This window comes from Pseudomonas sp. AP19, assembly GCF_001728855.1.
GTDB lineage: Bacteria > Pseudomonadota > Gammaproteobacteria > Pseudomonadales > Pseudomonadaceae > Aquipseudomonas > Aquipseudomonas fluorescens.
In genome coordinates, this window is record NZ_LXJP01000033.1 from 33,485 (window position 1) to 46,585 (window position 13,101).

8 protein-coding genes are annotated in these 13,101 nt (G+C 61.7%); 4 read left to right on the top strand and 4 right to left on the bottom strand.

All coding sequences use genetic code 11. The annotated features are described in order from the left end of the window. Window positions 1–21: 21 nt before the first annotated feature. Together A7D21_RS21430 and bglX are read right to left on the bottom strand one after the other, a co-directional pair. On the bottom strand, window positions 22–3,072 hold the full coding sequence (locus A7D21_RS21430; protein WP_069552639.1) for a S8 family serine peptidase: 3,051 nt from the start codon (window positions 3,070–3,072) through the stop codon (window positions 22–24). Window positions 3,073–3,234: 162 nt separating this feature from the next. Next, window positions 3,235–5,526: a beta-glucosidase BglX gene (gene bglX / locus A7D21_RS21435; RefSeq protein ID WP_053254840.1), complete on the bottom strand. Its 2,292-nt coding sequence runs from the start codon at window positions 5,524–5,526 to the stop codon at window positions 3,235–3,237. Window positions 5,527–5,768: 242 nt separating this feature from the next. Between bglX and A7D21_RS21440 the strand changes: the two genes are divergently transcribed. The 4 genes from A7D21_RS21440 to A7D21_RS21455 all read left to right on the top strand — a co-directional run bounded on the left by A7D21_RS21440 (window position 5,769) and on the right by A7D21_RS21455 (window position 9,260). Further along, entirely contained in the window at window positions 5,769–6,380 is a 612-nt protein-coding gene (locus tag A7D21_RS21440; protein ID WP_069552640.1) for a LemA family protein, read from the top strand. A gap of 18 nt (window positions 6,381–6,398) precedes the next feature. After that, window positions 6,399–7,130, top strand: coding sequence for a YgcG family protein (locus A7D21_RS21445; protein WP_053254842.1), 732 nt, complete (start codon window positions 6,399–6,401; stop codon window positions 7,128–7,130). Window positions 7,131–7,179: 49 nt separating this feature from the next. Then, on the top strand, window positions 7,180–7,797 hold the full coding sequence (locus A7D21_RS21450; RefSeq protein WP_053254843.1) for a TPM domain-containing protein: 618 nt from the start codon (window positions 7,180–7,182) through the stop codon (window positions 7,795–7,797). A 245-nt stretch (window positions 7,798–8,042) separates the two neighbouring features. Then, on the top strand, window positions 8,043–9,260 hold the full coding sequence (locus tag A7D21_RS21455; protein WP_069552641.1) for an SAM-dependent methyltransferase: 1,218 nt from the start codon (window positions 8,043–8,045) through the stop codon (window positions 9,258–9,260). Window positions 9,261–9,380: 120 nt separating this feature from the next. Here the strand turns inward: A7D21_RS21455 and A7D21_RS21460 are convergent, their stop codons facing one another. After that, entirely contained in the window at window positions 9,381–10,280 is a 900-nt protein-coding gene (locus A7D21_RS21460) for a DMT family transporter (RefSeq protein WP_069552642.1), read from the bottom strand. Window positions 10,281–10,510: 230 nt separating this feature from the next. After that, entirely contained in the window at window positions 10,511–13,069 is a 2,559-nt protein-coding gene (locus A7D21_RS21465; RefSeq protein WP_069552643.1) for a TonB-dependent receptor, read from the bottom strand. Between the last annotated feature and the right edge of the window lie 32 nt (window positions 13,070–13,101).

The window sequence follows — 13,101 nt, forward strand, 5'->3', positions numbered from 1 at the left end:
GCCTGTTACCGCCAACGCGGCTTAAAACTGCAGTGAATACTGCGCCGTGAGGCTTTGGTCGCGTGTGCGCTCACCGTGTTGCCGGTTGAAGCTCAGGTCCAGTGCGCTGTCGCGTGTCAGGCGCGCGGTGGCGCCCAGTTCCAGCCGGGTGCTGAGGCGATCCAGTGGCGCGCCGCTGACGCTCATCACGCGCCCGCCGTCCCAGGCCGCCTGGGTGCTGGGTTGCAGATCGCCGCTGGCATGGGTGTAGGCCAGGCCACCCCGCAGGCTCAACCATGACGGGCCGACTTGCGCCTTGCCCAAGTCCAGGTTGAACCGCACGCCACCGGTGGTCAGGTTGACGTGTTCCTGCGAGCGTTTGCCCTTCAGTGCGGCAATACCGCCGCGCTCGTTGAAGCCTTCGCTGCGCTGCTGCACATTGGCCACTTGCAGGTACGGCTGCCAATTCCAGGCACCATGGTTGAAGGCGTAGTTAGCCTCGGCAAACGTCTGCACGGTGCGGCTTGCGTACTGGGCGGACAGGCGATTGTCGAGGCCTGGGAAGCTGACGCGGCGTTTGGTCTGGATCTCATGCTGCGCATAGGCGATGCCGCCATAGAGGCCAAAAGCGTCCCAGTTGTGGCCAATATGCAGGCCCACCTGGTAGGTATCGACGTTCGCCTTGCCGCGTGCTCCGGCCTTCACCTCGGTTTGACTGCTGCCAGTCACCACACCCAGTCGTGTGCCTTGCTCCAGGGTGTGATCGAACCCCACCAGCAGGCCCGTGCTGCTGTGGGACGTGCGGGCGGTGTTGCCATCGCCGGCGAGTTGGCCGGACTGGCGAGGCAGTTGCACCCAGGCACCCTGCTTCAACTCATCGGGCCGCGCGATGCCGCCTGGCGTGCCACGCTGGCGGTCAAGGGCCGCCTGACGCAGCACGCGGCTGTTCTCGATCAACGCCGCTTGGGTACTGGCGTGCAGCTCACCGCTCAACGTGTCCAGGGCTGAAGGTGCCTGCTCGGGAAACAACGCTGTCAGGCGTTGCAGCAACGCGGACGGCAGGGTTTCAGCGTCGGCGGCATTGGCGACGGCGCGCTGGTTGGGTGTGTTTGCTGCCGACGCCAGTGACTGACCACGGCCGAACTCCACCTGTAACGTGTTGCCTTCCTTGACCTGGGAAACACTCAGGAAGGGCGAGAACTCGCGGCGGTCGATCGAGGCGAATTCGCCATTCAACCCACCTTGGGCCTGGAGGATGTTGTAACGCTGACCCAGGTAGTCGTTATTGGGTTGCGCGCTCAGGTACAGCGAGCCGCCGTTGAGGGTCGCCTGGTGACTGACGTGCAGTTTTGCCGGATCGGCCGGGGCTGCCAGCCCGGTCATCAGGGTTGAGCCGGCGGCGTGTTGATAGTCGCCTTCGACGGCCAGTGAACCGTTCAGGCGCAGAACACCGCCGTCGACCTTGACGTCGCCCTTGAGGGCGTTGGTGCCGTCCAGTTCCAGAATGCCTTCCTTGAGCGTGGCGCCGGCGAAGCTGTTATTACCGCTCAGGCGCAGCCAGCCGATGCCGGTTTTTTCCAGGCGGCCCGGGCCGCTGATATCGTTGCGCCAATCGTCCCAGGCGCCGCCTTGCCAGACGACTGCGCCGCCGGCAGGGCGGTCCATGTTCACCGCGGTGTCGACCCGCAGTTGGCCGGGGCCGTCGATGGCTTTTTTGAGGTTGATCAGGCCCCAGCCGTAGACGTCGTCCACACCCGGCTCGCCGAGGTCGGTGGCGGTGGTGAGCAGCACGTCGCGGATTTGCGGGTTGTCGAGGTAGGGGAAACGCTCCATCAGCAGTGCCAGGCCACCGCTGACGTGGGGGGCGGCCATGGAGCTGCCGGAACTCAACGCATAACCCAACTCGGGGTTATCGCCGGTCACAGTAAAACCGGTGACTGCACCGTCCGGGCCATAGTGGTTTTCGGTCTCTATCGAACCGCTGACCCAGGACGAGTTGATATCCGTTCCGGGCGCCGCCAGGCACCAGTCCTTGCTGAAGCCGCAGCGCTTGGAGGAATCGCTCAAGGTCAGCTCTTTCGTTAAGTTGACGACGGTCAACCAGTAAGGCTCCAGTTCTGCAATGGCACGTGGCAGGCTGGGATGCAGCCCGGCGGTTGGCGCTGCTTGAGGCGACGCGTTGGCGGTGCTGAGGTTGCCCGCTGACCACACTTGCAGGATCCCGTACTTGATAGCGTTGTCTGCGATGGCCTTGAGTTCTGAATAAACCGGGGTTTGCGTTTCGCTTAATGCCGTGTCCAGCTCTGCGGCATTCGCCGGCGAAAATGCGCTCCCCCAACTGTTATTCACGACACGCACATTCTGCTTGTGCAATTGGGCGTAGGCGGCGTCGACCGCTGCCGCTGTCGGCAGGGAAAGCCTCAACACATCTGTTATGGCAATCGGACCGCCCAGATAGGTATTACCGAACTTACGCACGGCACTCACGTTGGCCGCGTACGCCACACCATGAACCCCGGAGCCATCCCGGTTGGCGAGTGCGGTACCGGCAACGTGGGTGCCATGCGCGTCGTAAGTCGTGCCAACAAATCCGAGATATTCGTCCAGTTGCTCTCGGGTGAGGTTGCCATCGGCCACCGCTTCTTCAAGGCCTGCCAATGCTTCGGGTGGCAATGAGTCGATAACGGTGACTGCGGCGCGATCGCCTTCGCTGTAGAAGCAGCCTCGCTCCAGCACGGTCCCACTCATGCAACCGGTGTCAGCCATCAGCACACCGACATTTGCCTTCCCGGCAAACTCGCCATGGCGCAGGTCGACGCCAGCGTCGTAAACGCCTATGTGCACCCCGGCGCCATTCAACCCTCGCGCATAAGCGAAGTCCGCGCCGACCGCGCCCAACCCCCAGTTACGCTTGAACTCCTCACTGCGCCAACTGGCGGCGTCGTGCAGTCGGCCTTGTTCGACATAGCTCGCCGCCTCAACCGATCTGCCTGACAGGCAGCCCAGTACACAAAGGGCCAGCAGGTTTTGCTTGAAGGAACATTGAACGGGCACTTTTTTGATTGCCGCTCGGGCGTTTTTCGTGGGCGACATGGCTCACACACCTGCACATTAATATTGGGCGGACAGGGTGTGCGAGTGAGCAGGGGGCTGGATGTAGGACTCGACTGTTAGGGGGGAGTGAAACTTAGGTTTTTACTGACCGAGACGGGGACGCGAGCAAGCCCCCTCTTTAAAAAGAGGGGGCTGCAACGGTTACAACAACTCGAACGTCTGCTGCTGTACATCCTGGGAGTCGAGCCCAATCTGCACATTGAACTGGCCCGGTTCCGCGGCGAACTTGAGTTGGGTGTTATAGAACTTCAGGTCATCCTCGGTGATGGTGAAGTGCAGCGTGCGCTCTTCACCGGCCTTGAGCATGACCTTCTGGAAGTTCTTCAGCTCTTTCACCGGCCGGATCATCGAGCCGGCCACGTCCTGGATATACAGCTGCACCACGGTTTCGCCGTCGACCTTGCCGGTGTTTTTCAGCGTGACGCTGGCGTCGAGCTTGCCGGTTTTATTCAAGGTGGTGGAGGACAGCGCCATGTCCGCCAAGCTGAACGTGGTGTAGCTCAGGCCATAACCAAACGGGAACAGGGGCCCGGTGACGTCATCGAAGTATTGCGAGGTGTAGTTGCCCGGCTTGCCTGGGGTGAACGGCCGGCCGATGCTCAGGTGGTTGTAGTACGTCGGAATCTGCCCCACCGAGCGTGGGAAGGTGATCGGCAGCTTGCCCGACGGGTTGTAATCACCGAACAGCACGTCAGCAATCGCGTTGCCACCTTCGGTGCCGGCGAACCAGGTTTCCAGGATCGCGTCGGCTTGCTGGTTCTCTTGCAGAATCGACAGTGGGCGACCGTTCATCAGCACCAGCACCAGCGGTTTGCCCGTGGCTTTGAGTGCCTTGATCAGGTCGCGCTGGCTCTGCGGGATGTTCAGGTCGGTGCGGCTGGAGGATTCGTGGGACATGCCACGCGACTCGCCCACGGCAGCCACCACCACGTCGGCGTCTTTCGCGGCGTTCACCGCTTCGTCGATCATTGCCTGCGGGGAGCGGGTGTCATCCACCACTTCCGGTGCATCGAAGTTGAGGAAGTTGAGGTAGTCGACCACGGCCTTGTCGTTAGTGATGTTGGCACCACGGGCGTAGATCACTTTGCCTTTTTCGCCGATCACGGCGTTCATGCCGTCGAGCAGGGTCACCGATTGTTCCGGCTTACCGGCAGCGGCCCAGCTGCCCATCATGTCGATGGGGGCCTTGGCCAACGGGCCGACCAGGGCGATGGTCGCGGATTTTTTCAGCGGCAGGGTATTGTTCTGGTTTTTCAGCAAAACCAGGCTGCGGCGTGCGATGTCGCGGGCATCGCTGCGGTGCAGGCGGCTGTCGGCATAGGTGTCGACCGGGTCATCCTCGGCCTTGCCGATACGCAGGTACGGGTCTTTGAACAGGCCCATGTCGTACTTGGCGCCGAGTACTTCACGCACGGCGTTGTCGATGTCGCTTTGTTCGATCTCGCCAGACTTCAGCAGGCCGGGTAATTCCTTGCCGTACAGCGAGTCGTTCATGCTCATGTCGATGCCGGCCTTGATCGCCAGCTTGGCGGCTTCACGCCCGTCTTTGGCCACGCCGTGCTTGATCAGCTCGAAGATCGCGCCGTGGTCACTGACGGCCAGGCCTTTGAAGCCCCAGTCTTTGCGCAGCAGGTCGTTCATCAGCCAGGTGTTGGCCGTGGCGGGTACGCCGTTGATCGAATTCAACGCCACCATCACACCGCCGGCACCGGCCTTGATGGCTGCGTGGTAGGGCGGCAGGTAGTCCTGGTACATCTTGACCGGGCTCATGTCGACCACGTTGTAGTCGCGACCGCCTTCCACCGCGCCGTACAGGGCGAAGTGCTTGACGCTGGCCATGATGCTGTCGGCATTCGCGGGGCTTACGCCCTGGAAGGCCTTGACCATCACTTCGGCAATGCGCGAGACCAGATAGGTGTCTTCGCCGAAACCTTCGGACGTACGGCCCCAGCGCGGGTCGCGGGAGATATCGACCATGGGCGCAAAGGTGATGTCGAGGCTGTCGGCGGCGGCTTCCTGGGCGGCGATGCGCCCGGAGCGGCCGATGGCGTCCATGTCCCAGCTGGAGGCCAGGGCCAGGCTGATCGGGAAGATGGTGCGATGGCCGTGGATCACGTCATAGGCGAAGAACATCGGGATCTTCAACCGGCTGTGCATGGCCGCGTCCTGCATCGGACGGTTTTCCGGGCGGGTGATCGAGTTGAAGGTGCCACCGATGCGGCCGGCGGCGATTTCCTTGCGGATCAGCTCGCGGGGCATTTCAGGGCCTATGCTGATCAGGCGCAATTGGCCGATCTTTTCATCCAGGGTCATCTGCTTGAGCAGGTCGCTGACAAAGGCGTCCTTGTCTTTAAGCGCAGCAGGCTTTGTTTCTGCCCACACGGGGTGACTGGCCAGAGTGGCAACAAGGCCGAGCAAACACAGCTTTTTCATGAATATCCTTTTTCGGCTCACTGCACAGCACAATCGCGCTGTTCTGCCAAAATGTGGGGGAACCTATGTTGTTGTTCGAGTGTTATTGCAGTAAATGCACGACACTTGTGAACTCTTATTCGCGCTGGGCATCTTTTTAGCTGATTGGCTCGACGCAATCCAGTGGTGGCGGATTATGCCCCAAGCGCGCGGTGTATAGGGTTAGTCGTCACAATCCATCCAGTTTGGCCAGGAGAAACATCATGCAAGCAGCACACGCTTACCGCTGGGGCTTCAAGGCCGCGGCTCTGCTACTGATCAGCAGCGTGCTGAGCGGTTGCGGCATCAACACCATTCCCACCCTGGACGAACAGGCCAAAGCCGCCTGGGGCCAGGTGCAGAACCAATACCAACGCCGGGCCGACCTGATCCCTAACCTGGTGGAAGTGGTCAAGGGCTACGCCGCCCATGAACAAGACACGCTCACCGCGGTGATTGAGGCGCGGGCCAAGGCCACGTCGATCCAGGTGGACGCCAGCACCCTCGACAACCCGGAAAAACTCAAGCAATTCCAGCAAGCCCAGGATGGCCTGAGCGGTGCCCTCAGCCGTTTGATGGTGGTGTCCGAGCGTTACCCGGACCTGAAGGCGAACCAGAACTTCCTGGCGCTGCAATCCCAGCTTGAAGGCACCGAAAACCGTATCGCCGTGGCCCGCCGCGACTTTATCCAGGCGGTGCAGGCCTACAACACCGAGATTCGCACCTTCCCGGGTCGCCTGTGGCATAGCGTGATGTACAGCGACCTGCCGATCCGCGCCACGTTTGAAGCGACCAGTGCCGACGCCGATAAAGCGCCGCAAGTGAAGTTCAAATAAGGCTTCTCTGAGGTGTCGATGCGTTTATTACGGACAGGCTTGGCGCTGTGGTTGCTGGCGTGCGTCGGTGTCGCCCAGGCGGCGCTGACCTTTCCGGCATTGACCGGGCGGGTGGTGGACGCCGCGCAGATGATCGACCCGGCAACGCGCGCGCAGATTACCCAGCAGTTGCAGGCGCTGGAACAAACGTCTGGCGACCAGCTCGTGGTGGTCACCGTGCCCGACCTGCAAGGCGTGCCGATTGAGGACTACGGTTACCAATTGGGTCGCCAGTGGGGCATCGGCCAGAAGGGCAAGGACAACGGCGCACTGTTGATCGTTGCCCGTGATGAGCACAAATTGCGCATCGAGGTCGGCTATGGCCTCGAAGGTGTGCTGACCGATGCGCAGTCATGGGTGATCATCAACCAGGTGATTACGCCCAAGTTCAAGGCCGGCAATTACAGCCAGGGCATCAGTGACGGCGTGGCGGCCATGGTGCAAGTGGTGGGCGGTGAACCGCTGGCGGTGCCGGCGCATGTGGCGGATGCGAATTTCGCCAAGGATAATCCGGGCTTTTCCATCGGCTTGTTTATCCTGCTGATCGGCGTGTTATGGCTGTGCAATCGCCTGGGCCTGCCGGTTGGCGCTATCCTGCTGGCGATCCTCAGCAGCAGTGGCCGCGGCGGTGGTGGCGGGGGTGGCGGCGGCGGTGGCTTCCGAGGCGGCGGCGGTGGTTTCGGCGGCGGCGGTGCCTCTGGTGGCTGGTAATGAAGGTGCGGCGGGTAATGACAATAACTAGAAAAGAGCAACTACAACCATGGCATTACTGACTGAACACGAGCAGCGCCAAGTCGCCGAAGCGATCGCCCGGGTTGAAAAAACCACCGACGCCGAACTGGTCACCGTGCTGGCGGCCCGCGCCGACGATTACGCTTACATCCCGCTGCTATGGGCCAGCCTGATTGCGTTGGTGGTGCCTGGCGTGGTGCATTACTTGTCGGGCTACCTGACCATGTACACCTTGCTGTTGGCGCAGTGGGCGACGTTTATTGTGCTGTGCCTGGTGTTTCGCTTGCCCAAGGTCACCACCCGCTTGATCCCGCGTTCGGTACGCCATTGGCGCGCGTCGAACCTGGCACGCCGGCAGTTTCTGGAGCAGAACCTGCACCACACGCTGGGCGGCACCGGCGTGCTGATTTTTGTCTGCGAGGCGGAGCGGTATGTGGAAATCCTGGTGGACGAGGGGATTTCCAAACGCCTGGATAACAGCAGTTGGGATGGCATCGTCAAGGCGTTTACCCAGCAGGTGAAACACGGGCAAACGCTGGCGGGGTTTATCGCCTGCATTGAAGCCTGTGGCGAGTTGCTCAAGGTGCATGTGCCGGTGACGCAGACGCGTAATGAACTGCCCAACCGGCTGATCGTGCTGGAGTAACCCAAACACCGCTGAACGTAAGGGCTAGCCGCTTTTCTGTGGGAGTCGGGCTTGCCCGCGATGGCCTCACCTCGGTTTGCCTGATGGACCGCGGTGCCAGCATCGCAGGCAAGCCAGTTCCCACACAAAGCAGCTCTCACATTTGATTTGCGGCGGCTGAGTGACCGTTGATCAAATAACCCCGTGCCCTCAACGCCTATCCCCCCTAAAATGCCCGGCATTCCCAGCCCGAGGCGTTTTTGTTCATGTCCGTCACCGCTCAACCTGCCAGCCCTGCGCCGGATCATCACGCCCAGTTCATCGAACTGCTGAGCGCAAGCCTCGCGCAGCAGGCCTTTATCAAGCTGGTGCTGGCCAAGTACGTCGGTGAGGAAGCCGAGTTGCAGCGGCTGATCATCAAGCCCGTGACGGTCAAGGAACAGCCGTGCCTGTCCTTCGTCTACCGCTACAAAACCCGCGACATCACCAAGAACTTCCCGCTGGCGGACGGCGTGGCGGCGATTGCTGCGTTGTTGCCGGCGTCATTCAAGAACGCGCACTTGCTGTCGCTGACGGATGAAGCCCAGTTGGAGTACAGCAAGAAGAACAAAAGCTCGCTGTTCAAGAGCAAGCCGCAGCAACTGCGTGAGGCGCCGTCCGCAGAGCATAACCGCGAGAAAAATCGCTTCCTGGACCTGACACGGCCGTTCCTCGCGGACCTGGGCGTCACCGACGCCAAGCAGGCGCTGATCCCGTCGATGTCGCGCAAGTGGAAGCAGATCAATAAATTCATCGAAGTGTTCAGCCATGCGCTGACCTCGTCACCGTTGAAACTGGACCGGCCGGTGCGTGTTGCCGACTTTGGTTCGGGCAAGGGCTACCTGACCTTCGCTATCCACGATTACCTGCGCAACACCCTCAAGGCCGAGGGCGAAGTGACGGGTGTCGAGCTGCGCGAAGACATGGTGACCCTGTGCAACACCGCCGCTGCGCGCCTGGAACACCCGGGGCTGGTGTTCAAATGCGGGGATGTGCGCAGCGTCGCGCCGAGCGAACTGGACGTGATGATCGCCCTGCATGCCTGCGACATCGCCACCGATTACGCGATCCACACCGGCATCCGCTCCGGCGCGTCGATCATCATGTGCTCGCCGTGCTGCCACAAACAGATTCGTCTGCAAATCCAGAGCCCGGTGCTGCTCAAGCCGATGCTGCAATACGGCCTGCACCTGGGCCAACAGGCGGAAATGGTCACCGACAGCCTGCGTGCGTTGTACCTCGAAGCCTGCGGTTATGAGACCAAGGTGTTCGAGTTCATCTCGTTGGAGCACACCAACAAGAACAAGATGATCCTGGCGGTCAAACGCACGGAGCCGATCGACAACGCGCAGTTGCTGGAAAAAATCCAGGCGCTGAAGGCGTTCTACCAGATCAGCGAACACTGCCTGGAAACCTTGCTGCGCGCGGAGGGTTATTTGAGCTGAGAACGCTGCAAATCAAATGTGGGAGCCGGGCTTGCCCGCGATGGCATCGCCTCGGTTTTCTGACAGACCGAGTTGCCTGCATCGCAGGCAAGCCAGCTCCTACACAGGCCTGCTTTCACATTAAATAGCGTTCGGCTTGGGAAGGGGGGCAGGCTGCACCGCCGTCTTGCGCCCGAGCATCACCGTCACGATCACCCCGCAGGCAAACACCCAGGTAATCGGCTCGATATGTTCACCAAAGAACAACGCCGAAAACGCGATGGTGAAGAAAATCTGTAACAGCTGAATCTGGCTGACCCGTGCAATGCCGCCCATGGCCAGCCCGGCGTACCAGGCAAAAAACCCCAGGAACTGCGAGAACAGCGACACATAGCCAAACGCCCACCAGGTGCGCATGGAAATTGCGCCTTGGTGCTGCGCCGCCAGGTACCACACCGGGCCGATCAACACCGGCGTCGACAGCACCAGTGCCCAGCAGATCACCTGCCAGCCACCCATCTCTTTGGCCAGCCGGCCACCTTCGGCATAACCCAGGCCGCCCACGGCAATTGCGCCGAGCATTAACAAATCACCGGCCTGGATACTGCCGGCGCCGGTGATCAACGCGTAACTCAACACCAACGCACTGCCCAACGCCGCGCAGGCCCAGAAGGCTTTCGACGGCCGCTCATGGGACAGCCACGCCGCATACAGCGCCACGCACAGCGGTTGCAGGCCGTTGACCAGCGCGCCATGGGACGCCGGCAAGGTTTGCATGGCCCAGGCCGACAGCACCGGGAAACCGAGAATCACGCCGGCGATGACCAGGCACAACCCGCGTACCTGGCGCCAGGTCGGCCAGCGCTCACGGCGCCACAGCAACAGCGCCGCCGCCGGCACCGCCGCGAACAACGCGCGACCCAGGCCGTTGAGCAACGGGTGGATTTCCTGCACCACGATGCGCGTGAAGGGCAGGGTCAGGCTGAAGATGATGACGCCCAGCAAGCCGAGGGCCATGCCGGTGTTTTCGCGCGAACTCATGAGTCGGGACCAGAATCTGGAGGGCTTCAAGGAACGCCCATCTAGCCACAACCCCCGCCAAACGCGGGCCTACAGCTGGTCGCAGATTGATCCGTACAGTTCCACTCTCACCGCAGGCGGGCGCGCCGCCGTTGCGGGTCAGCCCGGCTCCCGGGTTGGACCGCTACGGCCTGGCAGACCGAAAGCTGCTGTGCGAGCTGGCTTGCCTGCGAGGGCGTCAGCCCGGTCTATTAGAAGAACCGCGTAATGCTGATCTTCGCATCGCGGCCTTTGGTGTAGGCACGGTCGCCGCTCAGGGCCGGGCGGAAGTTACTGTTGAACAGGTTGTCGACGGTGACATTCACTTCGGTGCCTTTGAGGTAAGCCTGTTGCGGTTTCCATTTGGCGAACAGGCCTTGGGTGTTGTAGGCCTTGTTGCCGTACTGGTCGTAGAACAGGTCGCCCAAACTGCTGCCGGGGCCGCCGGAATATTTGTCACTCGGCAAGCGATGGGTCGCGCCGATGAACTGGCCCATCCAGCCCACCTGAGCATCCCAGGCTGGAATGTGGGTGCCCAGTACCAGCACCCATTTGGTCGGTGGAATGTCACGTGCCGGCACGTCCGAGCCCCACGGGTTGGTGTAGGCGCCCTGGTGTTCGCCTTTGGCGTAGGCGAACGACACCGAGCCGAACAGGTAGGTGGAGTTGTAGAACGATTCGAGCTCGAAGCCCTTGATGGTCAGGCCGCCGATGTTGCGGTAGTTGGGCATTGCCCCCGCTGGGCAGGCGCTGGAAATCGTGCCGCCATTGATGGCCTGGTTCTGGCAGCCGACGCCGGTGGCTTTGAAAATTTCGTCTTCGACTTTGTTGTGGAACACGGTGGTGCGCACTTGCAGGTTGTCGTCCTGGGCAAGCACGTTATCGAAGCTGACGACACTGCCCAGGGTGATCGACGTGATGCGCTCGGGGTCGAGGTCAACGCTGGTGGCCGTGCGGCTGCCCAGGCCTTGCACTTCGTACTGTTCGTCGATGACCGGTGCGCGCCAGGTTTTGCTCCAGTTGGCGAACAGCCCAAGGTGCGGGGTGACGTTCCAGAACAGCGCCAGGCGCGGTGACCAGCCGGTGTAGGTGCGGTCGCTGTAGTCGTGGCCGAAGGCTGGGTCGGGGTTGTTGTAGTACGGCGCATCGTTGCCTTCGCCACGGTTACGCACGTGGTCGTAGCGCAGGGAGGGAGTTACGGTCACCTCGCCGACGGTCACCGCATCCTGCACAAAGACGCTGTGGGTATCGACCTTGCCGTGGGGCATGAAGCCTGGCTGGAAATGCCCATAGTGATAGCGCGCGGTGTTGTACGTGGCGCCAGGCATCCACATCTCGGTTTCGCGGCTGTGCCTGCGAACCTGCCCGCCGACGGTCAGCGCGTGCTGCAACGGCCCGCTGTCGAACAGGCTGACGTTGCGGATGTCGAGGTGCTTGTCGGTGTAGGCAGTGTCCATCTTGCGCCCGCCGCTGGCCAGTTGGAAAAACGCGCTGGCGTCGCGCTCGTCGGTCTGGTCGGTGTTGGACTGCGAATACTTGACGGTCAGGTCCACCAGCGGGTTATCCAGCGGCGTGTATTCGTACTTGCCCGACCAGGTGGTGTCGACGGTGTCGCGGTGGGCTAAAAAGCGCTTCAACGCACCTTCGTAGCCGTAACGGTCGATGTTGGCCTGGGTCGGCGGCGTCGGGTAGCTGGCAGCGGAGAAGGGTGTCCAGCGATTGCTGTGGGACCGCGAGTAGGACAGGCCTACGCTGTGCTCATCGGTGAAGTGCGCGTTGACCTTGAACAGTTTGCCGTCCACATCCTGGGCGCTGTTGGGCAGGCGCTGAGGGTTGACCGGGTACTCGTTGTTGTCGTTGGGCAACTTGCCGGCCACTTTCATATCACCGCCGTCGCGTTGGGTCAGGTAAGCCAGCGCGTCAAAACGACCGTCGTCGGTGCGGCCATACACGGCACTGCTGTAGACCTGTTCGTGGTCATTGCTGGAGTAGCCATATTTGAGCATGGCGCCGCTGTTGCGACCGTCCTGGAGCAGGTCCGGCGCGTCCTTGGTGGTCATGTTGACCGTGCCGCCAAACCCGCCGTTGCCGGTGAACGGCGAGTTGGGGCCTTTTTCGACCTCGATGCTTTTGATCAACTCCGGCTCGATAAACACGGTGCCTTGCTGGTAGCGCTCGAAGCCGCTCTTGGTGGCGCCGTCGACGGTCAGCGGTACGTCTTCGGCATCACCGAAGCCGCGGATGTTGATGGTCTGGCCACCGGGTTTCAACGAACCGCCCTGGCTCACGCCGGGCAAGGTCTGCAACAGGCTGGGGATGTTATTGGACTGGTAGCGGTCAATGTCGGCCTGGGTCAGGGTCGAGCGGTTGACGGTGCTCGCGTCGACGTCGTTACCGGTGCCTATCACGCTGAGGGCGTCGAGCTGGATCGCGCCGCTGTAGCGGGTTTTGTCTTCGGCGGGGCGCACGATGTAAGTGGTGCCGACTCTGATCAGGCTGAACTCGCTGTTTTTCAGCAGGGTGCGAATCGCCACTTCCGCGGTGAACGCACCGTTGAGTGCCGGTGCCTGCGCGTTCTTGAGCAGCGCTTCATCGAACAGCAGCTGGATTTTCGCTTGCTGCGCCACTTGGCTCAGCGAGGTGGCCAGCGACTGGGCGGGCAGTTGCAGCGTGAATGTCTCGGCCTGCGCACTGAGGCTGAACGCCAGGCAGCTGGCAATAACGGACGGTCGAAGAAACAGGTGCAAAGCGTGGCAAGGCGCGCGAAACATGGAATCCCCCGGGGCGGCTAACTAGCCAAAAA